Here is a 25,514-nt window from a genome sequence, read left to right as displayed (position 1 = left end):
CATACATGAAGCCGACTCTTCAGTTACGCCTTGGCCAGCAACTGACCATGACCCCTCAGCTGCAACAGGCCATTCGTCTGCTGCAGCTGTCCAGCCTTGAGCTGCAGCAGGAAATTCAGCAGGCACTGGACAGTAATCCGCTGCTGGAGCAGGAGGAGCCGGACAGTATCAGGGTTGAGGATAATCGCAACGAGGAGCAAATTGCCGCAGACAGCGCCATGGAACGTAATCAGCTTTCTGAAGAGCTGCCCATGGACACCAGCTGGGAGGAAGTTTATACCGCCTCTCCGGTCAGTGGTGGTGCCGGTCTGCCGGAAGGGCTGGAAGATAATGTCTATCAGGGAGAAACCACCGAAACGCTGCAGGATTACCTGATCTGGCAAATGAACCTGACTCCCTTCAGTGATACCGATCAGGCCATTGCCCTTGCGATTATCGATGCCGTGGACGATGCAGGCTATCTCACCGCCGATATTGACGAACTGTTAGCTGCAGCCTCGGCCGACGAGCTGGGCATTGAAGCCGACGAAGTAGAAGCCGTGCTCAAACGCATTCAGCATTTCGATCCCATCGGCGTAGCTGCCCGCAGCGTGCAGGAATGCCTGTGTATTCAGCTCGACCAGTTTCCCGCCAGCACCCCCTGGCTGGCAGAAGCCCGGTTGCTGCTGGAACAGCACATGGATCTGCTGGGTAACCGCGACTACCGTACTCTGCAGCGCAAGACCAGGCTGAAAGAAGACGAGCTGAGAGAAGTTCTGAATCTGATCCAGCAGCTTGAACCCCGCCCCGGCAGCAGCATTATTCAGGGCAGCTCCGAATATGTTATTCCGGATGTGGTGGTCACCAAACGCAACGGTGCCTGGGTCGTGGAACTCAACCCGGAGGCCATGCCCAAGGTACGCCTGAATCAGACCTATGCCGCACTTGCCGACAAGCCCCGCAATAGTGAAGACGGCCAGTTTATTCGTAATCATCTGCAGGATGCCAAGTGGTTCCTTAAAAGTCTCGACAGCCGAAATGAGACGCTGCTCAAGGTTGCCAATTGTATTGTTGAACAACAACAGGCATTCTTTGAGTATGGAGAAGAGGCCATGAAGCCCATGGTGCTGAACCATGTGGCCGAGGCAGTAGAGATGCATGAGTCCACCATCTCACGCGTGACCACACAAAAGTTTCTGCACTCGCCCCGGGGCGTGTTTGAGCTTAAGTATTTCTTCTCCAGTCATGTGGGCACCGACGATGGTGGTGAATGTTCATCCACGGCAATTCGTGCTCTGATCAAAAAGCTGGTCGGAGCAGAAAACCCGGCCAAGCCGCTGAGTGACAGTAAGATTGCTCAGTTGCTGGCCGAGCAGGGGATTAAGGTGGCCAGGCGTACCATCGCCAAGTACAGGGAGTCACTGGCCATCCCCCCTTCCAATCAGCGTAAACGCCTGGTTTAAAGGCAACGACAGAAGGAAGACGTTATGCAAATTAACCTGACCGGACACCATGTAGAAATCACAGATGCACTGCGTGACTATGTTAATAGCAAGTTTACCCGGCTGGAGCGCCACTTCGACCACATTACCAATGTGCACGTCATCCTTAATGTAGAAAAAATGCAGCAAATTGCCGAAGCCAAACTGCACGTCAGTGGTGGTGAGCTGTTTGCCAACGCCCAGCATGAAAATATGTATGCCGCCATCGACGGACTCATTGACAAGCTGGATCGTCAGATCATCAAACACAAAGAGAAGCTCAAGCAAAAGTAACCATGGAAGTCGCCGACATACTAAGCAGGGACTGCACGCGCAGTGCAGTTCCCTGCACGAGCAAGAAGCGTGCTCTGGAAATTATCAGCGAGCTGGCTGCCGAACATTTGAATATCGGCAGCCAGCCGCTTTTTGACTGTTTGCTGGCCCGTGAAAAGATGGGCACTACCGGCATCGGTAATGGCATTGCCATACCTCATGGTCGTATTGGCAATGACAACAAGGCGACCGCGGTACTGCTGACTTTTGCCGAACCGGTAGAATTTGATGCCATCGACAATCAGCCGGTTGGTCTGGTGTTTGCGCTGCTGGTGCCGGAGCAGGAATGTAAACAACATCTGAAAACGCTGTCCTTAATTGCTGAAAAGCTCAGCAACAAACAGATTTGCCGGCAGCTGCGTCAGGCCGGCAGTGACGAAGAGCTTTATCAAATCATGATTTCTGCCTGAAGGAGCCTATATGCAGCTGGTGATTGTGAGTGGTCGTTCCGGGTCCGGTAAAACCGTCGCCCTGCGGGTGCTTGAAGATCTGGGTCACTACTGCGTCGATAACCTGCCGGTTGAGTTACTGCCTGAGCTGGTCCGCCTGCGCCAGAACCGGCCCGGCGCGGTTGCGGTGAGTATAGATGTGCGCAACCTGCCCGACAGCCCCGATAAGCTGGAAGCCTTTCTGGCCGAAGTGCGGGCCATGGACGAGGTGCAGGTATCCAGTTTCTTTATTGATGCCGAAAACGCAGTATTGATCCGCCGCTTTGGCGATACGCGGCGACTGCACCCTCTCTCGCGCCACAGCCTGACTCTGGATGAGGCCATTCGCGAAGAAACTCATCTGCTGGCCCCCTTGTCTTCCGATGCGGATCTGCGTATCGACACCTCAAGCTTAAGCATTCACGATCTCAGCGAAATTATTCGCGAGCGTATTCTTGGCAAAAAAGAAAAAGAGCTGAACTGGGTATTTGAGTCTTTTGGTTACAAATATGGCGTTTCCAAAGATGCTGACTTTGTGTTTGATGCCCGCTTTCTGCCCAATCCTCATTGGATTGCCGAGCTGCGTCCTTACACAGGTAAGGATCAGCCGGTGGCCGACTACCTCAGCAGTCAGCCGGAAGTCATGAAATACCTGTGGCAGCTGGAAAATCTGCTGATCACCTGGATGCCTCATCTGGAGCGTAATAATCGCAGCTATGTCACCGTCTCCATCGGCTGTACCGGCGGACAGCACCGTTCTGTATTTATCGCCGAGCAGCTGGCAAGGGTGTTTAGCCAGATGGGCAAGAGTGTGCAACTGCGCCACCGCACGCTGGAAAAGCGCCATGCCGAAAATTGAACGGGATCTGAAAATCGTCAACAAGCTCGGATTACACGCCCGGGCTGCCATACAACTGGTGCAACTTACTCAGCAGTTTGATGCTGAAGTTACCGTCTGCAATCAGCAGAAACAGGCTCCCGCCAACAGCGTGATGGGCCTGCTGATGCTGGAAACCGCTCAGGGACAGGCCATCAGGGTGATGGCAGAAGGGCCGGAAGCCGAAGCCGCCCTGAATGCGGTAGAGCAGCTGGTGGCGGCACGCTTTAACGAATCGGAATAATTCGGGATCATGACAGACGCCGCAGATCAGAGCAGCACACCGGATCACCTGGAAGCCATTACTCAGGCGCTGAACAGCGGCATGTTCGTGCATGTGCGCCGCATGCTGCAGCAAATGCGCCCCGGCGACGTAGCCTGGCTGCTGGAGTCTTCTCCTGCCCCCAGCCGCAAAGTGTTATGGCAACTGATTGACCCCGACGATTACGGCGAAATTCTGGAAGAGCTGTCAGAAGAGGTACGCGATGGCATTATCCGGCTGATGGCGCCGGAAAAGCTGGCAGTGGCACTGGAAGACATGGAGTCGGACGATCTGGCTTATGTGTTGCGGGATTTGCCCGAGCAGCTGTTCAATCAGGTGCTCACCGAGATGGACGAGCAGGACAGGCACAGAGCCGAGCTGGCGCTGTCCTATCCGGAAGACACTGCCGGCTCACTGATGAATACCGAGTTCATCAGTTTGCGCCCGGACGTCACCATAGAGGTGGTACTGCGCTATCTGCGGCTGCACAACGAGCTGCCGGAAGGCACGGATACCCTGTATGTGGTGGATCAGCATAACCGCTTGCTGGGTGATATTTCTCTCGCCAGTCTGGTCGTACAGTCCCCCACTACGACGGTGGCCGAAGCCATGGATACCACAGTCGAAGCCATTCCGCTGACCATGAGCGACACCGAGGTGGCGAATTTGTTTGAGCGCCATGACTGGCTCTCGGCCCCTGTAGTTGATGAGCAAAATCAGCTGCTGGGCCGTATTACCATCGACGATGTGGTCGACATTATTCGGGAAGAAGGTGAACACTCCATGATGGGCATGGCCAAAATGGATGATGACGAAGACACCTTTGCTCCTGTACTGGTCAGTGCCCGCCGTCGCTCTTTCTGGCTGGCCATCAATCTGGGCTCGGCACTGGTCGCCGCCAGCGTGTCCAATATGTTTGAAGCCACTCTCTCCCAATTGGCCACCCTGGCCATATTAATGACCATAGTACCGTCCATGGGCGGCATTGCCGGCAACCAGACTCTGGCACTGGTGATCCGCGGCATGGCGGTGGGCCATATCAGTGACAGCAACGCCCGCTGGCTGCTCACCAAAGAGGCCCTGGTAGGTCTGTTTAACGGCATGCTGTGGGCGCTGGCCATTTCCGTGGTGGTGGGGCTGTGGAAAGGCAGCTGGGAAATTGGCCTGGTCATTGCCGCCGCCATGTTTATCAACCTGTCGGTAGCCGGCCTGGCCGGGGCCAGTATTCCGATTATCATGAAACGCTTTAATATCGACCCGGCCCTGGCCGGCTCCATGGCATTAACCACCATCACCGACACAGTGGGCCTGCTGTCCTTCCTCGGCCTGGCCACACTGATCCTGCTGCACTGAGGCTGGAAGCCGAAAGCTAGAAGCGGGAAGCCCCCAAAAAACACCAAGGGCCGCATGCGCGGCCCTTATTACAGCTTCAAGCTTCCGGCTTACAGCTATGTTTATTGCCCTGCAATCTTCATCTTGTCGATCAGTACCGAGCCGGTGTGCAGGCTGGAGCGGGTTTCCACGTCGGTGCCGATGGCCTGAATGCCGGCAAACATGGTTTTCAGGTTGCCGGCGATGGTGATTTCTTCCACCGGATAGGCAATTTCGCCGTTCTCAACCCAGAAGCCGGCGGCCCCCCGGGAGTAATCGCCGGTCACTATGTTCACTCCCTGCCCCATCATCTCGGTCACCAGCAGGCCGGTGCCCATTTGTTTGAGCAGTTCGGCATGGCTCTGGCCGCTGCTGGAAATGGTCCAGTTATGAATGCCGCCGGCATGGCCGGTGAGCGGCAAGCCCAGCTTGCGCGCCGAGTAGCTGGTCAGCAGGTAGGTCTGCAGCACACCGTTTTCAATGATATTACGCTCGACCGTGCGCACGCCTTCATTATCAAAGGGCGCACTGGCCAGGCCCTTGTGCAGGTGAGGCTGCTCGTGAATGGTAAGCCAGTCCGGAAATATCTGCTCACCGCAGGCATCCAGCAGAAAGGACGATTTGCGATAGAGGTTGCCGCCGCTGATGCCCATGACCAGATGGCCGAACAGGCCCGCCGCCACGTCGGGATGAAACAGCACAGGGGCCTGAGTGGTCCCGATTTTGCGGCCGCCAAGCCGGCCAAGGGTACGGCTGACCGCCTCGTCGGCCACTGTTTCCGGAGCCCAGAGATCATCAAAGCTGCGCGCCGAGGTGAATCCGTATTCACGCTGCATATCACCGTCCTGCTCGCCAATCAGCACACAACTCATACCGTAGCGGGAGCCGGCAAAGCCTTTCACAAAGCCATGGCTGTTGCCGTAGACACGAATGCCCACATTGGCAGAGTAACTGGCTCCGTCAGACTGTTTGATGCGCTTGTCCCGCCCCAGCGCGGAGCGCTCGCATTGCAGCGCCAGCTCAATGCCCTCAGCAGGATCCATGACACGGGGAAAGCACAGTTCAAGCTCGGGGGACTCCCAGGCCAGCTGATCCGCATCGGCCAGGCCGGCATGAGGGTCGGCTGTGGTATAGCGGGAAATATCCAGTGCCGCCGCCACGGTGCGGGCAATGGCGTCGGGGCGCAGATCCGAGGTGGACGCCGAGCCCTTGCGGCCATCACGATAAACGGCAATGCCAAGGGCACCGTCTTTATTGAATTCGATGTTTTCCAGCTCAGCATTGCGGGTATTGACCGACAGTCCGGTTTGCTTGCTGATGGAAACCTCTGCGGCGTCCGCACCCAGCCGCTTCGCGCTTTCCAGCGCCTGCTCTACCGCCAGCTCTAGCTGACGCTGTTCGTTGTGAATCTCTTCAGGAGTCATAATGAAATCGCTGGTTCTGTTTGTTGCTAGCATAACAGACCCCTGCGCCCCTTGGGAGAAGCTGGTAGAATAATCATCATCAGCCAATTATTTAACGATTCCAGAGAGACGTAATGCGCCATCACGACGACCAGCCCGATCATGACGACGAGATTGAATGGGTCAGTAAAAGCGAAATGAAACGGGAAAGTCAGGCGTTGCAGCAGCTTGGCATGGACCTGGTTAAACTCAACCCGAGCGAGCTGGCCAAGGTTCCTCTGGATGACGAGCTGAAAGACGCCATTGATCTGGCTCACAAGCTGGCCAACAAGCGTGAGGCGCAGCGCCGTCACCTGCAGTTTATCGGCAAGCTGATGCGCACCCGGGATGTCACCGCTATTCGCGACGCATTAAATGCCTTTGATCAGAAAAGTGCCGTGGCCAATGCCCGTTTTCATAAGCTGGAGCAATGGCGCGACCGGCTGATCAAGGAAGGTGACAAGGCGGTGAATGACCTGGTGGCCCAGCACCGCCAGCTCGACCGGCAAAAGCTGCGCCAGCTGGCCCGCACCGGCCGCAAGGAGCTGGCCGCCGGCCTGCCCCCCAAAGCCTACCGGGAACTGTTCCAGTACCTGAAGCAAAACCTGGAGCCGTAAGCAGCCCTTCACTGCGAAGCCTTATAAAAATAACAACGCCGGCATGATGCCGGCGTTTTTTGCGTTCAGTGGCGGGTTACTGGGTGCCGCCCACCGTCATGCGGTCCAGCTTGAGGGTGGGCTGGCCCACGCCTACCGGCACACTCTGACCGTCCTTGCCACAGACGCCCACGCCGGCGTCCAGGCTCAGATCATTACCCACCATTGACACCTGGCTCATGGCCTCAGGGCCGTTACCAATCAGGGTGGCCCCCTTGATTGGCGCGGTCAGCTTGCCATCTTCAATCAGATAGGCTTCTGACGCCGAGAACACAAAGCGGCCCGAGGTAATGTCTACCTGACCACCACCGAAGTTGGGGGCGTAAATGCCCTTCTTCACGCTGCGAATAATCTCGTCCGGCGGTGTCTCGCCGGCCAGCATATAGGTGTTGGTCATGCGCGGCATGGGCAGGTGAGCATAAGACTCGCGCCGGCCGTTGCCGGTGGGTGCCATGCCCATCAGCCGGGCGTTGAGCTTGTCCTGCATATAGCCCCTGAGCACGCCGTTTTCAATCAGCACGTTATAGCCGCTGGCGGTGCCTTCATCATCCACGGTCAAAGAGCCACGACGATTGGCCAGGGTGCCGTCATCCACTATGGTGCACAGCTCGGAGGCCACCTTTTCACCAATGCGACCGGAGTAGGCAGAAGAGCCCTTGCGGTTGAAATCCCCTTCCAGACCATGACCCACCGCCTCGTGCAGCAGCACACCGGGCCAGCCGGCACCCAGCACTACCGGCATGGTGCCGGCTGGCGCGTCTACCGCTTCCAGGTTCACCAGCGCCTGACGCACCGCTTCCCGGGCATAGCTCATGGCTCTGGGCTGGCCGTCGATCTCTTCCAGAAAATAATCATAACCAAAACGACCGCCACCGCCGCTGCTGCCCCGCTCCCGCCGGCCATTGCGCTCTGCCAGTACCGAGCAGTTCAGTCGCACCAGCGGGCGCAGATCCGTGGCCAGAGTGCCGTCGGTGGCCAGCACCAGTATTTCTTCATATACCCCTGAGATGGAAGCGATCACCTGTGTAATGGACGGATCCAGACTGCGGGCAAAGGCGTCCATTTGCTGCAGCAGGGCTATTTTTTGCTCCCGGGGCAGACTGTCCAGCGGGTTCAGCCCCCTGTAACGGGCGGTCACCGGCTGCGGCTGGCCCACCTTGAAGCGACCGTCGCCACCGTGAGCGGCAATGCCCCGGGCGGCACTCACCGCCTGATCCAGCGCCGTGGCGTTAAGTTCGTCAGAATAGGCAAAGCCGGTTTTTTCACCGCTGACGGCGCGCACGCCCACACCCTGCTCTATGTTGTAGCTGCCGTCCTTGACGATGCCGTCTTCCAGCACCCAGGACTCATGCACACTGTTCTGAAAATACAGATCGGCAAAGTCGATCTGGTGGCGGCTGAGCCGCGCCAGCTGGGCATCGAGCAAGGCCATATCCAGCTCATTGGGCACCAGCAGGCTTTGATTAATCTGTTCAATACTCATTCGTTGTCTCTCCACACCGCTCGCAGGCGGGCATGTTGGGCCACGGGCATTTGCCGGCGTATGCTGTCGAGGCGATGTTGTTCAAGGGGGGCCACGATCAGGCCTTCACCATTGGGCAGGCAGGCCTGAATGTCACCCCAGGGATCCAGGATCACCGAATGCCCCCAGGTTTGCCGGCCCCCGGCATGCTCACCCACCTGGGCTGCCGCCAGCACATAACACTGATTTTCAATGGCTCTGGCCTGTAGCAAGGGCAGCCAGTGTGCCTTGCCGGTAACGCGGGTGAAGGCGGCCGGCACCAGCAGAATATCCGCCCCTTGTTCACGCAGGGCCCGGTACAGCTCGGGAAAACGCAGATCATAACAGACTGACAGCCCCAGACGACCAAAGGGGCTGTCAACCACACATAACTCATGACCGGGGCTGAAGGTATCGGATTCGCGATAACGACCATGGCCATCGGCCACATCCACATCAAACAGATGCAGCTTGTGATAACAGGCTACCCGCTCGCCTTTATCGTTAAATACCAGACAGCTGGTATGCAGCTTGTCACTCTGCTCTGTCTGGGTCGGCATGGAACCCACCACCAGCCAGATGCCGTATTGCCTTGCCCACTGGGCCAGACAGTCTTGCACCGGCCCGTTTCCCAATGGCTCGGCCACGGCCTGCACGGCCTGGCGGTTGCCAAATACCACAGCGTTTTCCGGCAATTGCACCAGCAGTGGCCGGCTGGCGGGCAGGCGTTCCAGCAGGGCAGCAATTTTCGCCTGGTTGACCGGCCAGTGATCACTGGCATTCAGTTGCAGAGCGACCAGTTCCATTTATGGCTCCTTGTTAATAGCAGGCAGTTTGATTTTATTTTGTTCCCGCCCCAGCTCTTTGACTTCCGGGCTGGCCAGCGGTCCCGTTACCTCATAGCGAATGCGGGTAAACACATCCACCACCGGGCCAAACAATTTGGACGCCGCCAGCACATAAAGGCCGGTGACCGGTGTCAACGCAAAAGCGGTTAATACGGGCAGATTACCGGTTAAATCCGGAGTAAAGTCAAAGCGGTAATTCAGCTGACTGGCTGGCAGATCAACCAGCCCTTTACCGGTCAGATCACCGGCTGCCCCTTCCAGTAAGAAATCATTGTTGTGCAGCACTCCATTGTTGAATTCACCGGTTGCGCTGATGCGGTCAAAGTAAAAGCCGCCTTCAAATACATCACGAAAATCCAGCCGCAGCCGGCGCAGCACTGAATCCATACTCAGCACCGACAGCAGCCCTGCTCCCTTGTCGCTGACGCCGGTCAGCACACCGGCACCGGTTTCCACACTCACAGTGCCATTCAGGGTGGCAGGCTCAGGCTGCCAGGGCAACCCGGGCCAGTTTAATTGCGCCTCAATCAGCGCCTTGGTATCCCGAAAGGGAGAGGCATGACCCAACGCCCGCCAGAGCTGCTGCAATGACTGAGCACCACCCTGCCACTGAATACGGCTGGTATTCAGCCCTTGCTGCTGCAGCCATTGCCCCTGAACACGCCCCTGCAGCTGATCTCCATCCAGCCAGAGGTCATCCAGACTAATGCCGTTTTGAGCTTGCAGCGGCGTGAGCTGAAGCCCCATTTTGCCCAGTGACAAATTACGCCAGCGGCAGTCATCACAGCGGAACACCAGCGCCGGAATATCAGAGGGCGACAGCGCATCAGGAACTCCGCCAGACTCATTAGTTTGCGGATCAAGCCATAAGCGCTCAAACAATGCGGTCACAGGCTCACCGTCAGCCCACGTAAGACTGCCTTTTACCTGTTGCGAATCTATGGTGAGACGCCGCCGTTCTGCCGCCTCCGGGGTAACGCCCAGCCGCAAATCACTGAGTAATTGCCCCCAAAGTGTTCCCCGGTCGGCGCGCAGTGCCATTCGATAGTCTTCAGGCCAGTGCAGTTTCATTTGCTGAGGCTGCTGCTGGCCTTGCGTTTCAGACAGCGAAATCCACTCATCCAGCGCCAGCGCTTCCAGATGGGCCGCTATATCCAGCGCAGCTCTTGGCCCGGCCGCGTCGGCTCCGCCTGCAGTCACCCAAAGCCGCCGGATAGTGGTACCGGCATCACTGAATTCAAGTACGGCATCGGCATCAAGATCCGGCGCCAGACTCAGCTGTGCTTGTGCCTGAGTGGCATTGCCGGAAACGTTCAGCTTAACCGGCCGGGTCCAGTCTGCTTCTTTCGCCAGCGGTGCCGGCAACTCGCTATGCAGCCCGTTCAGATCAGAGCTGAGTCTGGCGTCATAGCCAACTTCTCCCTGCTGCAGGCGTAGCGTCACATCGCCCTGCCAGCGGGTCTCGCCACTCAGCGCCGCCAGCCCGGGCTGTGCCTTCGCCAACGCGTCTCCCTGCAGCCGGCCGGCCAGTTCAATCGTGGCGTCATAGCCGGCATTGGTGACTTGCCCGGCATAATTTACCGTCAGCGGCTGCCCCAGCCACTGCGTCTGCAACCCGGCCAGCCTGGTCTCTTGCTGATCAAACATCAGGGTGCCGGTCACCTTGGTCAGCGGCATGGCAAGCGGCGTAACCTGCACTTGATTACCAGAAAAATCGACCTCACCATCAACGCCGACGTCACCACCGCTCAGAGGAATATTCAGCGCCAGCCTGCCAGTGAGCGGACCTGACACCTGTATCTGCTCCAGAGCAACGCCCACCGAGCTTTTTAACGGAGATTGCGTGAGATAATCCGTCACCGCCTCGCCGGCACCACTGACCCCGGCATTCAGCTCCAGATGCGCGTTTTCATCAAGGGGAGTAATACGGGCATCAATATCGACGGCACGCGCCGCACCTAACCGGCCGCTGCCCTGCTGCATATAGAGGTTATCGTTCTCAAACAACAGCTCCAGATCAAGATCGGTTAATGGTTGCCAGTCAGGATCAAAGCGAAATTCAGCCTGACGCAGCGGCACCCTGGCCTGAAACAGGCCGCTGCCATCATGGTAGGGGAACTGATTAAGCCGGCCATACCAGAGCACCTTGGCCTGGCTGGCCTGACCAGCCACTATGGCACCTTCCAGATAGTCCACCAGCGGTGTGCCCATCACCGGCTCGGGCAGATAGCCTCCCGCCGCACCGGCCCGGTGCAGCTCCACACTGGCCGAAGCACTGAGCAGTGGCGAGTCATTAGCAGGCAGCTGCAGGCTGATATGGGCATCCACATCCAGATCATCACCGGCAAGACGCAGCGCATCACTCCATAGCCACCAGCCATCCTTGCGCTTTTGCCACTGCCATTGAGCCTGCAGCTGTTGCACCGGCCAGGCATGACGAAAAGCGCTGTCCCACTGCCAGGCCGATGCCTCAGGCTGCTGAACGCTTAAACGGCCATGATCCGCCGCCACCACAAAGCTGCCTTGCAGACCACGGACACCGGGAATCCACTCAAACGCCTGCGTACCGACATGACGGTATTCTCCCTGCAGCTGCCAGTCACTGCCGGCGGACGGTATATCCGCCTCCAGGTAAAGCCTGGCCAGCTCTCCTGCCGGTGCCGCTCCCGTCAGCTGCCGGGCTGCTGCCGGCCAGTAATGCTCCCCCCACTGGGCCAGTAAAGCCACATCAGTGAGGCTGAGCCGGTCCAGATAACCGGTCAGTTTGTTGTTGTGCCTGTCCAGCTGCACTTTCCAGCTGGGCCAGGACTCCCCGTCCACGCTGATATCAATGCCGCTGCTGGCCAGCTGCCAGCCCTGCTGGGTAGGTTGCCACTGAATACGGCCCCCCTTTACCGCCACCTGGTGATCCCCGCCCCAGCGAGCTTCACTGTTTCCCAGAGTCAGCAGTGCCGCCTGCAGCTCTCCCTGCTGCCACTCCAGCCAGGCTTCAAAAGAAAGCCGGGCGGCCACTTTTTTATCATTGGGTCTTGCCTGAGCCAGCATGGGGCCGGCATCCACACCCTTAGCCTGCATATAGATGCCGCCACTCAGGCTGTGAATATCATCCCCTTCGAGGCGCCCCTTGAACACAAACTGCTGGCCGGCGGCACTGCCAAACCCAAGCCGCCCTTCCCCCTGGTGCAAACCGGGCCGGTTTTGCCAGTGCAGGGCGGGAATTTGTAACTCCAGCAGCGGTTTGCCGGGGCTGGCCAGCACCAGCTGAGCGTTGAGCAGGGTAAGTTTCCGCACTGCCTGCAATGCCAGGGTGCGCAACTCGTCAAGATCGGTATTGGCTTTCTCTCCTGCGGGGGTCAGTTCCAGTCGCAGACCATCAAGCGTGACTTCGTTCAGCACCGGCCGCCACTGGCGCAAACTCTGCCACAGCTGCATATCAATCAGGGCACGCCGCAGGGTCAGCCGGGGTTGCTCGGATCCCTGCAACTGCAGCTTTTCCAGCACCAGTACAGGGCCATAATCTTTCCAGTCCAGCCCCAGATCAGCAATGCTCAGACTCAGATTGTGCTGAGCCAGCATGCGGTTCAGCCACTGCTGCTGTAACCCTGCCAGCCAGGGCGAACCAAAACGCAGCAGAGTAACCAGCAGCGCCAGCACCACAGCAATGCCGGCCAGGGTAAACCAGGCCCAGCTGAAAGTGCGCCTCAGCACTACATCATCACCACATCAAACTGCTCCTGGTTATACAGGGGCTCATTATTCACCTTGACCTGCTTGCCAATAAAGACTTCCAGCTCTGCCAGCATATGAGATTCGTCTTCCTGCAGGGCGTCCGCCACGGCAGTAGAAGCGTAGACCACAAACTTGTCAGCATCGTAGGCTTTATTAACGCGCAGTATCTCCCGCAGAATTTCGTAGCTGACGGTCTCTACGGTTTTCACCCGGGCCCGGCCGTTACATTCGGGGCAGGCATCACAGAGCACATGCTCCAGGCTTTCCCGCGTGCGCTTGCGGGTCATTTCGACCAGACCCAGCTGAGAAAAACCGTTTACATTGGTTTTAGCCCTGTCTCTGGCCAGCGCCAGCTCCAGGCTGTGCAGTACCCGACGCTTGTGATCCTCATCGTGCATATCAATGAAATCAATAATGATAATTCCCCCCAGATTGCGCAGTCGCAACTGGCGGGCAATGGCCTGGGTGGCCTCGATATTGGTGTTGAAAATGGTTTCTTCAAGGTTGCGGTGGCCCACAAAAGCCCCGGTGTTGATATCGACCGTGGTCATGGCCTCAGTCTGATCGATGATCAGGTAGCCGCCGGACTTGAGCTCCACTTTACGATCCAGCGCGCGCTGAATTTCGTTTTCCACATCGTAGAGATCAAAAATGGGAGCATTGCCATGATAATACTCAATGCGGCCGCACAGCTCGGGTACAAACTCTTCCACAAAGGTACACAGGCTGTCACAGGTTTCCCGGGAATCAACCCGAATGCGGTCCAGCTCGGCCCCGACAAAATCACGTACGATACGAAACGCCAGCCGCAGATCTTCATATAACATGGAGCAGGAAGCGTATTTGCTTCTGCGCTCCTGAATTTTCCGCCACAGCCGTTTCAGAAAAGCCGCATCCTGAGCCAGCTCCTGCTCGCCAATACCTTCGGCAGCGGTGCGAATAATAAAACCACCCTGCTCATCCACATGCTCGGCAGCCAGCGCTTTGAGCCGCTCCCGCTCCTGCTCGGAATCAATGCGCTGGGAAACGCCCACATAGGCACTGCCGGGCATAAACACCAGATAACGGGAGGGCAATGTAATATCGGTGGTCAGACGCGCCCCTTTGGTACCGAGCGGATCTTTCACCACCTGCACCATGATGTCCTGGCCCTGACGCACCAGCTCAGCAATATTGCCCGCCTGAAAGTGGGCCTGCTCACGGGTGTCGACACATTCAGTATGAGGAACTATATCGGAGGCGTGCAGAAAAGCGGCCCGTTCGCCGCCAATATCCACAAAGGCTGCCTGCATACCCGGCAATACTCTGCTGACCTTGCCCTTATAAATATTGCCCACTATGCCACGGCGGGCCTGCCGCTCAATGTGCACTTCCTGCAGGATACCGTTTTCCACCAGGGCTACCCGGGTCTCCGCCGGGGTCATATTGATAATCAGTTCTGCAGACATAAGGGCTCCGCCAGTCCGAATAGAGAATGCCCTAAATTAACACAGAATAACCCTGTTCCGGAGTCTGATTCAGGCAGTGGCGATGCCATGGTGCTGCAGCAGTGCCTCGGTTTCCACCAGCGGCAGACCCACCACGGCGCTGTAGCTGCCATTAATGCCCGATACAAAACGCCCGCCCACTCCCTGAATGCCATAGCCACCGGCCTTATCGGCGGGCTCGCCGGTGCGCCAGTAACGGTCGATGTCGGCCTCGCTCAGGCACCGAAACGTTACTTCAGTGGTCACCAGCACCACCTCACATCCACCATCGACAGCCAGCGCCATGGCAGTCATCACCTGATGGGTGCGCCCTGACAAGCGCGCCAGCATGGCTTTGCCGTGGGCTTCGTTCCGGGGTTTTTCCAGTACTTCATCGTTCAGCACCACTATGGTGTCACCGCCCAGTACCGGCAGCGGCATTGGTGCCAGTGCAGCGCCCGCCTGCGCTTTGTCCTGCGCCAGCCGCTGTACATAGCCGGCAGCAGACTCACCCGGTCGCTGGCACTCTTCCACCTCGGGGCGTACCAGTGCAAAGCTGACTCCCAGCTGTGCCAGCAGTTCGCGGCGGCGCGGTGAAGCAGATGCCAGGTAAAGAGCAATACTCATATCGGCTCCTCAGGTCAGAGAAAACTGGCGGCGGCATTTGCGCAGCAACAGAAAGATCCAGGGCCAGAACAACATGCTGCTGACAATGGACCAGAAGTAGTGATAGTCCACCTGGGTTTCGCTGTTAAGGTAAGCGGTCCAGAAAATCAGCAGCTTGTTCAGCATCACCAGACCACCTACCACAAAAGCCTGCTGCCAAACCGAGTAATTGCGCATGCGCTGAAACTGGGATGTTGCCAGATAAACCGGAATAACCAGCGCCAGAGCTCTTACTCCCAATACTGAACCAAGCAAAAGATCCAGTAACAGACCGGCTACAAAGGCAGTGCCCACATTGGCCCTGTGTGGCAGCGCTATGCTCCAGTAAATGAGCACCACCAGCAACCAGTCAGGACGAAAGGGAGCAATCAGATCAGGCAAAGGCAGAATAGACAACATCAGCGCCAGCATCAGGCTGAACATAATGGTCAGTCTGCTGCGCCACGGGAAACCACTCATGAGGCCCCCTCCGGTGCTACATTTGGTAACGATGTTCTCACTCTGGGTTCAGGCCACAGTAATAGCAGATAACGTACTCTGTCCAGGGCCGCAAAAGGCGTAATGCGAATCTCGGCAAAGGGCTGGCCTTCCTCATAGCCAACATGGGTAACTCTGCCGACCGGGTAGCCTTCGGGGAACCGTCCGGCCAGGCCGGAGCTGAGCAGTACGTCCCCTTCCTGTATGTCGGTATTGCGGGTGATATTGTCGAGCAGCAGCCGATCCAGGCGACCACTGCCGCTGGCAATGGCGCGAATGTCATTGCGCTCCACCCGCACCGGAATGCCGTGACTGGCATCCGTGATCAGCAAGACCCGGCTGGTGGTTTTACCAACAGACATGACCTGTCCTACCACCCCCTGTTCATTCAGCACTGGCTGACCTTCAAACACACCTTGCAGCGTGCCTTTATCAATCACAACCTGGTGGGAGAAAGGATCGGTATCCACCGCCATGATTTCAGCCACCATGCGCCTTGCGTCCTGCTGCACCGGCGAGCCCAGCAATTCGCGCAGACGCTGATTTTCCTGCTCCAGGTGGCGCAACCGCAGCAAATCATCCCGCAGCAAAAACAATTCACGCTCCATGCGCTCAGCCTGGGTTAACAAGGTCTTTCGCGACATCAGCTGGGTTGAAGCAGTGTCCAGCAAAATGCGCGGGCTGTTGGCCATATACTGCAGTGGGCTGACCAGAGAGTTAAGGTAAAGCCTGATATCGGAAAAGGACTGATAACGGCTGTCTGCCACCATCAGCGCAAGACTGGCCAGCACCGCCAGTGTCAGGCGAATGGGCAAAGAGGGTCCGCGACCAAAAATAAGTTTCATTAAAAGAGCGAGCCGGTCACCCGGCCCGATTCATCAGTCGTAGTGAAACAAGTCGCCGCCATGCATGTCGATCATCTCCAGCGCCTTGCCGCCTCCCCGGGCCACACAAGTCATGGGATCATCAGCCACCACAACAGGAATGCCGGTTTCTTCCATCAGCAGGCGATCCAGATCACGCAGCAAAGCACCACCTCCGGTCAATACCATGCCGCGTTCAGAAATATCTGACGCCAGCTCGGGTGGAGACTGCTCCAGCGCCACCATCACTGCACTGACAATGCCGGTCAGCGGCTCCTGCAAGGCTTCCAGAATTTCATTGGAATTCAGGGTAAAGCTGCGCGGAACCCCTTCTGCCAGGTTGCGCCCCCGTACTTCAATCTCAATAACATCATCACCCGGATAAGCAGAGCCCACTTCATGCTTGATGCGTTCAGCAGTGGCTTCACCAATCAGGGAGCCGTAGTTGCGGCGCACATAATTAATAATGGCTTCATCAAAACGATCACCGCCTACTCTCACCGACTGGGAATAAACAACACCGTTAAGGGAGATAATGGCCACTTCGGTGGTACCGCCGCCAATATCCACCACCATGGAGCCAGTGGCTTCGGATACCGGCAGGCCGGCCCCAATGGCCGCTGCCATGGGTTCATCAATCAGATAAACCTCACGGGCACCGGCGCCCAGGGCAGACTCCTTGATGGCCCGGCGCTCTACCTGCGTAGAGCCACAGGGAACACAGACCAGTACACGAGGACTGGGGCGGAAGAAATTATTGTCGTGCACCTGCTTGATAAAGTGCTGCAACATTTTCTCGGTAACGTAGAAGTCGGCAATCACGCCATCTTTCATCGGACGAATGGCGGCAATGTTGCCGGGAGTACGCCCCAGCATCTGTTTGGCGGCATGACCGACGGCGGCAACGCTCTGGGCCGAACCGGCTCTTTCCTGGCGAATGGCCACGACGGAGGGTTCGTTCAGAACTATGCCCTGATCTTTTACGTAGATAAGGGTGTTGGCCGTTCCCAAGTCGATGGACAAATCGTTGGAAAACATGCCTCTGAGCTTCTTGAACATATGCTGAAGGGGATCCTGGGTTGATACCGGAAAAATTCGGCTAACTTTACCAACGCAACCACCCCCTAGCAAGGCAGAACCCGGCCAGGCTTGGTTGCAATCGAATACGAGTTTTAATAAATCAATAAGTTCCCTACACTAAGCACCTCTGAATCCTTTCTGTTTATTTTTGCGTGATCCAACTTCAACGCTGGCAACACTTGTTTCGCCATTCTCTGTCGCCACTGATACCACTTGAGCATACGACGCTGCAACAGCACAGGGTGGCGCTTTATATTAAACGGGATGACCTGCTGCACCCTTCCATATCCGGCAATAAATGGCGAAAACTTAAATATGTGCTGCGCCAAGCGCTGTCGGAGCAGGCGGCCGGCCTGCTCAGCTTTGGCGGAGCCTGGTCCAATCACTTACATGCACTGGCTGCCGCCGGCAATACACTGGGAATGCCTACCGTCGGCATAGTACGTGGTGAGCCCGAATACGCCGCCAACCCCACCCTGTCCGATGCGCAAGGCTGGGGCATGCAGCTGGCGTTTGTAGACCGTCAAACCTATCGCCGCCGCCACCATGCTGATTTTCTTGCCGAACTGCGCCGCCGCTACCCCGGTTTTTATCTTATTCCTGAAGGCGGCAGCTGCGAGCTGGCCCTGCCTGGTGTGGCCGAGTTGTGGCAAGAGCTGCCAGCATGCGACCAGCTGATCCTGCCGGTGGCCAGCGGCGGTACCCTGGCGGGCTTGTTGTCAGCCCGCCCCGAACACACACACCTTACCGGCTATGCCGTACTCAAAGGCAAAGACTGGCTGGCCCGGACGGTGCAGCAGCTGTATGCCCCTGCTGAATCAGATAACGGCTGGCGGTTACGCCTGAATCATCATGGCGGTGGCTATGCCAAATGCTCCGTCGAAGACCGCAGCGCCATTACGGCCCTGAGCACAGCATTGGGCATTCCGCTGGAGCCTATATACAGTGGCAAGGCCATGCTGGGGTTGTTTCGTGATATTGAGGCCGGCTGTTACCCGCCCGATAGCCGGCTGATATTTTTGCATACCGGTGGCCTGCAAAGTGCAAGGTCTCAAGTCAGCTGAAAACGCTCAGGACAGGAAAAATAATATCCCTGTCCGGCATGCACGCCCAACTGCTTCAGGCAGGTCCACTCTGCTTCGGTTTCCACGCCCACCGCTATCACCCGGGTATGATTGCCCATGCAGTTACCCAACAGACTGCGCACCGCCATCTGATTCACCGATTTCTTGTCAATATCTCTGACCAGGCTGGGGTGCAGCTTGAGGTAATCTAGATCATAATCCTTGATGTACTGAGTGCTGACCACATCCTGGCCAACATGGTCCACCGCCAGCCGGCAGCCCAGCGCCTTCAGCGCCCGCAGTGGTTTTACCAGCTCCAGAAAGTGCCGGCCTACGCCCGCTTCAGACAGCTCAATGACCAGCTCATGAAGCAAAGGCCTGGGCAACTGGATCAGTTCAAACACCAGCCAGCGGTGAAAACTCCGGTTAAGGATACTGGCGACCGACAGGTTAACAGCCAGCACCGCCTTGCGGTCAGCGTCTTGTAGTGCCGTCAGGCTTTGCAACATAATGCAGCGATCCAGATCCTGCAGCAAACCACACTTCTCTGCCATGGGCAGAAAATGACCGGCAGCCAGCTCCCGCCCCTGCTCATCATGAATACGGGCAAGCAATTCAATGCTCTCGGGAGTGGCCTCTGCAGCGCTGTAAATACCCTGACGGTCCAGTAGTATGGCATCCTGCTCCAGCAGACGTCCAAGCAAAGTGCGCCATCGTACCGTACCTTTGCCACTGCTTTCTTCGGTCAGCCCCTTATAGTACATAAAGTAGCCGTCACCACCCTGTAGGGCAGCGCTGCGTAACGCCAGCTCGGCCTCTTCTTCTATCTGATGTAACTGTTCGCCAAAGCGAAAACAAACACCGCCGATATAAACCGCCGGCTCTTTGACGACATCAGGCCAGTGCAGCCGACGCAGCAGTTTAAGCACCTGCCGGGCGGCCTCCTGGGCTTCGCTTTCTACCGTGTTGGGAAACATCAGCGCAAAGGTATTACCGGTATAGCGGGCCTGCAGGGCACCGGGATAACGCCGGATCAGGTGTCCCAGATACACCGACGCCGAGCTGAGCAGCTCATCACCTCTGTCATGGCCCAGTTTATGGTTGATGTGCTCCAGATCCTGCAGCTCTACCAGCAATAATGCAGCTGATTGACTGGCTGAGTCATTCAGCGCCGCTTCCAGCCGGTTATCAAAAAACACCCGGTTGCCGATGCCAATATTGCGATCAACAAACACATTGGCCCGAATAAAAGTGTCAAAGCGACTACGCTCCTTACGGGCTTCACGCAAGTCAGCCATCAGCTTATCCAGAGCGCGGCTGGCAGCCTGAGGCCACTCTTCTTTCGGGCTGTGTTGCAGCATACTGAGCCGGCCGTCCAGGATCAGCCGGCCACGCTGCTCAAGCAGTTCGGCACCACGCAGCTGCCGGCGAAACCAGCGCAGACTGAGCAACAGTCCGGCAAACACCAGCATAATGGCACCGGTCAGACCGGATACCGCAGCCAGAGAATGGTCTATATGGTAAAAAGGCGGGCGCAGGACCAGCCTGACAAAAAGCCCGTCATGACTGGTGAGTGCTCTGTCGTACTGCTCGCTGATTTCATCACTCGCCAGCGGCTGAGTCAGACCAGAGCGGTAATACTCTTTATGCTGATCATGCACAGTAAAAACAATGAGTTCGTTCGTATCCAGCAGCGCCGGCAACCAGCGATCAATATTGGGCTGAGCAGTACTCTCAGGCTGCCAGGATTCATCCACCATGCGTACCACTGCATCAACCTGACGCTGCTGATAGGCAATGCCCATCTGATAAAAGCTGAGCCCGGCACCAATCAACACCATCAGTACCGCCGCCAGCACGCACAGGGTGATGGTGGTAATAAACTGATTGGTAAACTTCATGTGCTTTCCTTGCGGCCGGCACCCTGCCGGCGGTTTCCTTTTAATGCAGATTCAGGCGAACCCACTCGTAATCAACTCAGTATCGTGCAGTTTTTAACGTATGCCAATAAAAAGACCCCGCCAAAGCGGGGTCTTGAGGCGCTCCGCTAGAACGGAATATCGTCATCAAAGTCCATGGGCGGTTCATTGTATACCGGCTGACTTTGTGGTTTCTGCTGGGGCTGGCTTTGGGGCTGCTGCTGGGGCTGGCTGCCACCATATTGCGGCTGACCACCCTGCTGTCCGCTACCCTGCTGCTGGCCCCAGTTGCCCTGCGGCTGACCACCGCCCTGCTGGCCCTGGTTCCAGCCACCCTGACTTTGCTGACCGCCGCCCTGCGGACGTCCGCCCAGCATCTGCATGGTACCGCCCATGTCCACTACCACTTCGGTGGTATAGCGATCCTGGCCACCCTGATCCTGCCATTTTCGGGTTTGCAGCCGGCCTTCCACATACACCTGAGAGCCCTTGCGCAAATACTCACCGGCAATTTCTGCCAGCTTGCCGAAAAATACTACCCGATGCCATTCGGTACGCTCACGTTGTTCGCCGCTCTGCTTGTCACGCCAGGTCTCACTGGTGGCCAGAGTAATATTGGCGACGGCATTGCCGTTAGGCATATAGCGCACTTCGGGATCCTGACCCAGGTGCCCGATCAAGATGACTTTGTTGATGCCTCTATTGGCCATAACTTGCTCCGTACTCACAGGTTGATCAGGCGTTTGGCCTGATCCAGTTCAAAAATATTGCCATCTACCTTAAGGTAGGCAGCGCCTTCATCGGGAATGATCAACGCCTCATGCACTCCCGGCAGCGCCATCAGCCGCTGCAGCAGCTGGCTGCGGGCAGACTCTGTTTCTATCTTAACACCGATAGGCAGAATATGAGACCGAACTCGGCTGACATTGGTCATGCCTGCCGACAACCAGAACCAGAACACCATGGCCAGCGCCACCAGCAAAAATACACCGGAGCCGCCCAGTTTCTGATAGAGAGCACCGCCGGCCACACCGCCGATAAAGGCACCAAGAAACTGACTGGTGGAGTAGATGCCCATGGCCGTGCCTTTGCCACCCACCGGAGCCAGCATGGATAAAAACGCCGGCAGCGAGGCTTCCATAAAATTAAAAGCGGTAAAATACAGCACCATGGCCAGCACCAGCAGCCACAGTTGAGTGCCGGCCACCGCCATCAGCACCAGCGCCACCATCATCACCAGAATGGAAGCCTGAAACAGCACCTTATTCATATTGCGCCGGGCACCGAGGATCAAAAACGGCACTATCAGCACAAAGGATGCCAGCAGAGTGGGAAAATACAGCCACCAGTGATGCTCCCGTACCAGACCGGCATCCACCAGCGACAGCGGAAAGGCCACAAATACCGCGGTCAGGCTCAGGTGCAGCAGCATAATGCCAAAATCCAGCCGCAGCAGTTGTTTGTCTTTCAGCAGCCGGCCCAACAGCTCGGGGGCCGCGGTGACGTCACGGATTTGACCCTTACTGACCGAGTCCGGCAGCAGCAGGCGTACCATCAGCATGCCCACCACTGCCAGCACCGCCGTGGTCCAGAACACGCCGGCCAGACCGAACTGGGCTGCCAGCAGCGGGCCAGCCACCATGGCCACCGCAAAGGAAATGCCGATGCACACGCCGATAATGGCCATGGCCTTGGTACGGTGCTCTTCCCGGGTGATATCAGCGGCCAGTGCCAGAATGGCACCGGCGATGGCACCGCTACCCTGCAGCACCCGGCCAGCCACCACGCCATAAACCGATTCGGACATGGCCGCGACCACTGAACCGGCAGCAAACAGCGCAAGACCGCCATAGATAACCGGCTTACGGCCAATGCGATCCGACAGCCAGCCCGCCGGAATCTGTAATATGGCCTGGGTCAGGCCATAGGCGCCGATGGCAATGCCTACCCACAACGGTGAGAAGCCGTCCAGGCTGCCACCATAAAGGGCAAACACCGGCATGATCATGAACAGGCCCAGCATACGCATGCCAAAGATGCTGGCCAGGGTAAAAGAGGCTCGCCGCTCCCGCGGACTAAAACCTTGCTGTTCGCTCATGAATACTGTTCCGCTGTTATTGTTCACAAAAGAGCAGCAGTCTAGCACGGAGCGCCGGTCAAGATTAATCCCCCAATGTACCCTTGGCTGGCTATTCATCCAGTGCCATACTAGCCGGTCTCGTTTAAAACTTGGTCATGCTGCAGATGGATAAAATTGACGTTCGCGGAGCGCGCACCCACAACCTGAAGAACATCAGCCTGGAATTACCCAGAGATAAACTGATCGTCATCACCGGTCTGTCGGGCTCGGGCAAGTCGTCCCTGGCTTTTGATACCCTGTATGCCGAAGGGCAGCGCCGCTATGTGGAATCGCTGTCTGCCTACGCCCGCCAGTTTCTCTCGCTGATGGAAAAGCCCGATGTGGATCATATCGAAGGCCTGTCACCCGCTATTTCCATCGAGCAGAAATCCACGTCCCACAACCCCCGCTCTACCGTGGGCACCATTACCGAAATTCATGATTATCTGCGGCTGTTGTTTGCCCGGGTGGGTGAACCTCGCTGTCCTACCCATGAGTTACCGCTGGCGGCCCAGACCATCAGCCAGATGGTAGACAAGGTACTGGAGCAGCCCGAAGGCAAGCGGCTGATGCTGCTGGCTCCGGTAGTGCGCAACCGCAAGGGTGAGCACAGCAAGCTGCTCGACAACCTGTCGGCCCAAGGCTTCATTCGTGCCCGCATCGACGGCGAAGTCTGCGATCTGTCGGATCCGCCGGCGCTGGAATTACAAAAGAAACACACCATTGAAGTGGTGGTAGACAGATTCAAGGTGCGGGACGATCTGCAGCTGCGGCTGGCAGAGTCTTTTGAGGCGGCGCTGGAGCTCTCCGGCGGTATCGCCTCTGTGGTGAGCATGGACGATGAGCAGGAAGAGCCGCTGGTGTTTTCCGCCAACTTTGCCTGCCCGGAGTGTGGTTACTCCATTGCCGAGCTGGAGCCGCGCATTTTTTCCTTTAACAACCCGGCGGGGGCCTGCGAGCAGTGCGACGGCCTGGGTGCCCAGCAGATTGTTGACCCCGACAAGGTGGTGTCCAACCCCGAGCTGAGCCTGGCGGGCGGTGCCATTCGCGGCTGGGACAAGCGCAGTTATTATTATTACCAGATGCTCAAGTCCCTGGCAGAGCATTACGACTTTGATCTGGAAGCCCCTTTTGAAAGCCTGTCCAAGCCCATTCAAAAGGCCGTGCTCTATGGCTCGGGCCGGGCCAATGTAGAATTCCGCTACATGAATGACCGCGGCGATGTGCTGGTGCGCAAGCACCCTTTTGAGGGCATAGTGCACAACATGGAGCGGCGCTACCGGGAGACCGAGTCCAACTCGGTGCGGGAAGAACTGGCCAAATACCAGAGTAACCGCGCCTGCCCGGGCTGCGGCGGCACTCGGCTGAAGGAAGCTGCCCGTCATGTGTTTGTGGCGGATCACAATCTGCCCCGGGTGTCCGACATGGCCATTGGTGAGGCCCATGCCTTTTTCACCGGGCTGCAGCTGGATGGCCAGAAGGCGCAGATTGCCGATAAAATTCTGAAGGAAATTACCGAGCGGCTGGGCTTTCTGGTTAATGTGGGGCTCAATTACCTGACCCTGTCCCGCAGTGCCGAGACCCTGTCCGGCGGCGAAGCCCAGCGCATTCGTCTGGCCAGCCAGATTGGTGCCGGCCTGGTGGGGGTTATGTATGTGCTGGACGAGCCCAGTATCGGCCTGCACCAGCGCGATAACGAACGACTGCTGGCCACGCTTACTCACCTGCGGGATCTGGGCAATACCGTGATCGTGGTGGAACACGATGAAGACGCCATTCGCGCCGCCGATCATGTGCTGGATATCGGTCCCGGTGCCGGCGTACACGGCGGCCAGATAGTGGCTCAGGGCACACCGGCAGAGGTGATGGCCAACCCGGAGTCGCTTACCGGTGCCTATCTCTCGGGCCGTGAGGCCATTGCGGTGCCGGCGCAGCGCACGCCGGTGGGCGAGCACTGGCTGCGACTTGAAGGCGCCAGCGGCAACAACCTCAAACAGGTGAACCTCGAATTACCTCTGGGGCTGATGACCTGTGTTACCGGCGTGTCCGGCTCGGGCAAATCGACCCTGATCAATGACACCCTGTTTCCCCTCGCTCATCGCGAGCTGAACAAGGCCACGGTGAGTCAGCCGGCGCCCTACTCTGCCATTCACGGCCTCGACAAGCTGGACAAGGTGGTGGACATCGATCAGAGCCCTATCGGCCGCACGCCCCGCTCCAATCCGGCCACCTACACCGGCATTTTCACGCCCATTCGTGAGTTGTTCTCCGGCACTCAGGAAGCCCGCTCCCGTGGCTACAAGCCGGGCCGCTTCTCCTTTAACGTCAAAGGCGGCCGCTGCGAGGCCTGCCAGGGCGACGGCGTGATCAAGGTAGAAATGCACTTTCTGCCCGACGTCTATGTGCCCTGCGATGTGTGCAAAGGCAAGCGTTACAACCGGGAAACTCTGGAAATCCGCTACAAGGGCAGGAGCATTCACGAGGTGCTGGAAATGACGGTGGAGGAAGCCTGCGATTTCTTTGCCCCTGTGCCCGCCATTGCCCGCAAGCTGCAGACCCTGATGGACGTGGGCCTGTCCTATATTCGTCTGGGTCAGTCCGCCACTACCCTGTCGGGCGGCGAGGCCCAGCGGGTCAAGCTGGCCCGGGAGCTGTCGAAGCGGGACACCGGCCAGACCCTGTATATTCTCGACGAGCCCACCACAGGCCTGCATTTTCACGATATTCAGCTGTTGCTGACGGTGCTGCACCGGCTGCGGGATCACGGCAATACGGTGGTGATCATCGAGCACAACCTGGACGTGATCAAAACCGCCGACTGGATCGTGGATCTGGGGCCGGAAGGGGGCAGCGGCGGCGGTGAGATCCTGGTGGCCGGCTCCCCTGAAGCCGTAGCGAAACACGAAGCGTCTCACACTGCCCGTTTTTTACGGCCCATGCTGGGGTAACAGCC

Annotated in this window: 21 protein-coding genes; 9 read left to right on the top strand and 12 right to left on the bottom strand. The window is 57.6% G+C overall.

The features are described from left to right. Nucleotides 1–5 precede the first annotated feature (5 nt). The 6 genes from R0I78_RS09075 to mgtE are packed head-to-tail and all read left to right on the top strand — an operon-like array spanning nucleotide 6 to nucleotide 4,713. Nucleotides 6–1,442, top strand: coding sequence for an RNA polymerase factor sigma-54 (locus tag R0I78_RS09075; protein ID WP_019935048.1), 1,437 nt, complete (start codon nucleotides 6–8; stop codon nucleotides 1,440–1,442). A gap of 24 nt (nucleotides 1,443–1,466) precedes the next feature. After that, the gene (gene hpf / locus R0I78_RS09070; RefSeq protein ID WP_019935049.1) at nucleotides 1,467–1,754 is read left to right on the top strand and encodes a ribosome hibernation promoting factor; all 288 of its coding nucleotides are present in this window, start codon (nucleotides 1,467–1,469) and stop codon (nucleotides 1,752–1,754) included. Nucleotides 1,755–1,756: 2 nt separating this feature from the next. Continuing rightward, a complete protein-coding gene (gene ptsN / locus R0I78_RS09065; protein WP_019935050.1) occupies nucleotides 1,757–2,203 on the top strand; it encodes a PTS IIA-like nitrogen regulatory protein PtsN in 447 nt (148 codons plus the stop codon). 10 nt (nucleotides 2,204–2,213) lie between these two features. Beyond that, the gene (gene rapZ / locus R0I78_RS09060) at nucleotides 2,214–3,080 is read left to right on the top strand and encodes an RNase adapter RapZ (RefSeq protein ID WP_317075114.1); all 867 of its coding nucleotides are present in this window, start codon (nucleotides 2,214–2,216) and stop codon (nucleotides 3,078–3,080) included. Beyond that, the gene (locus R0I78_RS09055) at nucleotides 3,067–3,342 is read left to right on the top strand and encodes an HPr family phosphocarrier protein (RefSeq protein ID WP_019935052.1); all 276 of its coding nucleotides are present in this window, start codon (nucleotides 3,067–3,069) and stop codon (nucleotides 3,340–3,342) included. The genes rapZ and R0I78_RS09055 overlap by 14 nt, the downstream gene beginning before the upstream one ends. A gap of 9 nt (nucleotides 3,343–3,351) precedes the next feature. Next, nucleotides 3,352–4,713 carry a magnesium transporter gene (gene mgtE / locus R0I78_RS09050; RefSeq protein ID WP_019935053.1) on the top strand — a complete coding sequence of 454 codons (1,362 nt, stop codon included), beginning with the start codon at nucleotides 3,352–3,354 and terminating at the stop codon, nucleotides 4,711–4,713. A gap of 101 nt (nucleotides 4,714–4,814) precedes the next feature. Here the strand turns inward: mgtE and pmbA are convergent, their stop codons facing one another. Next, nucleotides 4,815–6,155 carry a metalloprotease PmbA gene (pmbA, locus tag R0I78_RS09045; protein WP_410506576.1) on the bottom strand — a complete coding sequence of 447 codons (1,341 nt, stop codon included), beginning with the start codon at nucleotides 6,153–6,155 and terminating at the stop codon, nucleotides 4,815–4,817. 113 nt (nucleotides 6,156–6,268) lie between these two features. On the opposite strand from pmbA, the gene yjgA reads away from it, so the two are divergent. Continuing rightward, on the top strand, nucleotides 6,269–6,790 hold the full coding sequence (yjgA, locus tag R0I78_RS09040; RefSeq protein WP_019935055.1) for a ribosome biogenesis factor YjgA: 522 nt from the start codon (nucleotides 6,269–6,271) through the stop codon (nucleotides 6,788–6,790). A 76-nt stretch (nucleotides 6,791–6,866) separates the two neighbouring features. Here the strand turns inward: yjgA and tldD are convergent, their stop codons facing one another. From tldD to R0I78_RS09000, 8 genes are all read right to left on the bottom strand, one after another. After that, on the bottom strand, nucleotides 6,867–8,312 hold the full coding sequence (tldD, locus tag R0I78_RS09035; RefSeq protein WP_019935056.1) for a metalloprotease TldD: 1,446 nt from the start codon (nucleotides 8,310–8,312) through the stop codon (nucleotides 6,867–6,869). Continuing rightward, nucleotides 8,309–9,136, bottom strand: a complete 828-nt coding sequence (locus R0I78_RS09030; protein WP_317075113.1) for a carbon-nitrogen hydrolase family protein — start codon at nucleotides 9,134–9,136, stop codon at nucleotides 8,309–8,311. Before R0I78_RS09030 ends, tldD begins: the two co-directional genes overlap by 4 nt. Further along, nucleotides 9,137–12,886, bottom strand: a complete 3,750-nt coding sequence (locus R0I78_RS09025; protein WP_317075112.1) for a YhdP family protein — start codon at nucleotides 12,884–12,886, stop codon at nucleotides 9,137–9,139. Then, a complete protein-coding gene (gene rng / locus R0I78_RS09020; protein WP_019935059.1) occupies nucleotides 12,886–14,355 on the bottom strand; it encodes a ribonuclease G in 1,470 nt (489 codons plus the stop codon). Before rng ends, R0I78_RS09025 begins: the two co-directional genes overlap by 1 nt. Before the next feature lie 69 nt (nucleotides 14,356–14,424). Next, entirely contained in the window at nucleotides 14,425–15,000 is a 576-nt protein-coding gene (locus tag R0I78_RS09015; protein ID WP_317075111.1) for a nucleoside triphosphate pyrophosphatase, read from the bottom strand. A gap of 9 nt (nucleotides 15,001–15,009) precedes the next feature. Further along, nucleotides 15,010–15,498, bottom strand: coding sequence for a rod shape-determining protein MreD (mreD, locus tag R0I78_RS09010; protein ID WP_019935061.1), 489 nt, complete (start codon nucleotides 15,496–15,498; stop codon nucleotides 15,010–15,012). Beyond that, entirely contained in the window at nucleotides 15,495–16,361 is an 867-nt protein-coding gene (mreC, locus tag R0I78_RS09005; RefSeq protein ID WP_019935062.1) for a rod shape-determining protein MreC, read from the bottom strand. The genes mreD and mreC overlap by 4 nt, the downstream gene beginning before the upstream one ends. A gap of 33 nt (nucleotides 16,362–16,394) precedes the next feature. Continuing rightward, nucleotides 16,395–17,438, bottom strand: a complete 1,044-nt coding sequence (locus R0I78_RS09000; RefSeq protein WP_019935063.1) for a rod shape-determining protein — start codon at nucleotides 17,436–17,438, stop codon at nucleotides 16,395–16,397. Nucleotides 17,439–17,611: 173 nt separating this feature from the next. Between R0I78_RS09000 and R0I78_RS08995 the strand changes: the two genes are divergently transcribed. Next, nucleotides 17,612–18,523, top strand: a complete 912-nt coding sequence (locus tag R0I78_RS08995; protein WP_317075110.1) for a 1-aminocyclopropane-1-carboxylate deaminase/D-cysteine desulfhydrase — start codon at nucleotides 17,612–17,614, stop codon at nucleotides 18,521–18,523. Here the strand turns inward: R0I78_RS08995 and R0I78_RS08990 are convergent. From R0I78_RS08990 to R0I78_RS08980, 3 genes are all read right to left on the bottom strand, one after another. Further along, on the bottom strand, nucleotides 18,511–20,424 hold the full coding sequence (locus tag R0I78_RS08990; RefSeq protein ID WP_019935065.1) for an EAL domain-containing protein: 1,914 nt from the start codon (nucleotides 20,422–20,424) through the stop codon (nucleotides 18,511–18,513). The two genes, R0I78_RS08995 and R0I78_RS08990, sit on opposite strands and share 13 nt — an antisense overlap. 146 nt (nucleotides 20,425–20,570) lie before the next feature. Further along, on the bottom strand, nucleotides 20,571–21,152 hold the full coding sequence (locus R0I78_RS08985; RefSeq protein WP_019935066.1) for a single-stranded DNA-binding protein: 582 nt from the start codon (nucleotides 21,150–21,152) through the stop codon (nucleotides 20,571–20,573). 14 nt (nucleotides 21,153–21,166) lie between these two features. Beyond that, complete coding sequence (locus R0I78_RS08980; protein WP_317075109.1) at nucleotides 21,167–22,540, bottom strand: MFS transporter; 1,374 nt, start codon at nucleotides 22,538–22,540, stop codon at nucleotides 21,167–21,169. Nucleotides 22,541–22,686: 146 nt separating this feature from the next. On the opposite strand from R0I78_RS08980, the gene uvrA reads away from it, so the two are divergent. After that, nucleotides 22,687–25,509, top strand: coding sequence for an excinuclease ABC subunit UvrA (uvrA, locus tag R0I78_RS08975; RefSeq protein ID WP_317075108.1), 2,823 nt, complete (start codon nucleotides 22,687–22,689; stop codon nucleotides 25,507–25,509). Nucleotides 25,510–25,514: the final 5 nt, after the last annotated feature.

Origin of the sequence: Oceanimonas sp. CAM02, from assembly GCF_032842915.1 — a bacterium.
Lineage (GTDB): Bacteria > Pseudomonadota > Gammaproteobacteria > Enterobacterales > Aeromonadaceae > Oceanimonas > Oceanimonas smirnovii.
This window is presented reverse-complemented; position numbering and strand designations above follow the sequence as displayed.

Excerpts from the sequence above, each read along its gene's own strand:
- ptsN (WP_019935050.1), top strand. The coding sequence starts at position 1,757 with ATGGAAGTCGCCGACATACTAAGCAGGGACTGCACGCGCAGTGCAGTT.
- hpf (WP_019935049.1), top strand. The coding sequence starts at position 1,467 with ATGCAAATTAACCTGACCGGACACCATGTAGAAATCACAGATGCACTG.
- R0I78_RS08985 (WP_019935066.1), bottom strand. The coding sequence starts at position 21,152 with ATGGCCAATAGAGGCATCAACAAAGTCATCTTGATCGGGCACCTGGGT.
- R0I78_RS08990 (WP_019935065.1), bottom strand. The coding sequence starts at position 20,424 with ATGAAGTTTACCAATCAGTTTATTACCACCATCACCCTGTGCGTGCTG.
- R0I78_RS09015 (WP_317075111.1), bottom strand. The coding sequence starts at position 15,000 with ATGAGTATTGCTCTTTACCTGGCATCTGCTTCACCGCGCCGCCGCGAA.
- rng (WP_019935059.1), bottom strand. The coding sequence starts at position 14,355 with ATGTCTGCAGAACTGATTATCAATATGACCCCGGCGGAGACCCGGGTA.
- mreC (WP_019935062.1), bottom strand. The coding sequence starts at position 16,361 with ATGAAACTTATTTTTGGTCGCGGACCCTCTTTGCCCATTCGCCTGACA.
- yjgA (WP_019935055.1), top strand. The coding sequence starts at position 6,269 with ATGCGCCATCACGACGACCAGCCCGATCATGACGACGAGATTGAATGG.
- R0I78_RS09055 (WP_019935052.1), top strand. The coding sequence starts at position 3,067 with ATGCCGAAAATTGAACGGGATCTGAAAATCGTCAACAAGCTCGGATTA.
- tldD (WP_019935056.1), bottom strand. The coding sequence starts at position 8,312 with ATGAGTATTGAACAGATTAATCAAAGCCTGCTGGTGCCCAATGAGCTG.
- uvrA (WP_317075108.1), top strand. The coding sequence starts at position 22,687 with ATGGATAAAATTGACGTTCGCGGAGCGCGCACCCACAACCTGAAGAAC.
- R0I78_RS09000 (WP_019935063.1), bottom strand. The coding sequence starts at position 17,438 with ATGTTCAAGAAGCTCAGAGGCATGTTTTCCAACGATTTGTCCATCGAC.
- R0I78_RS09075 (WP_019935048.1), top strand. The coding sequence starts at position 6 with ATGAAGCCGACTCTTCAGTTACGCCTTGGCCAGCAACTGACCATGACC.
- R0I78_RS09030 (WP_317075113.1), bottom strand. The coding sequence starts at position 9,136 with ATGGAACTGGTCGCTCTGCAACTGAATGCCAGTGATCACTGGCCGGTC.
- pmbA (WP_410506576.1), bottom strand. The coding sequence starts at position 6,155 with ATGACTCCTGAAGAGATTCACAACGAACAGCGTCAGCTAGAGCTGGCG.
- R0I78_RS08980 (WP_317075109.1), bottom strand. The coding sequence starts at position 22,540 with ATGAGCGAACAGCAAGGTTTTAGTCCGCGGGAGCGGCGAGCCTCTTTT.
- mgtE (WP_019935053.1), top strand. The coding sequence starts at position 3,352 with ATGACAGACGCCGCAGATCAGAGCAGCACACCGGATCACCTGGAAGCC.
- rapZ (WP_317075114.1), top strand. The coding sequence starts at position 2,214 with ATGCAGCTGGTGATTGTGAGTGGTCGTTCCGGGTCCGGTAAAACCGTC.
- mreD (WP_019935061.1), bottom strand. The coding sequence starts at position 15,498 with ATGAGTGGTTTCCCGTGGCGCAGCAGACTGACCATTATGTTCAGCCTG.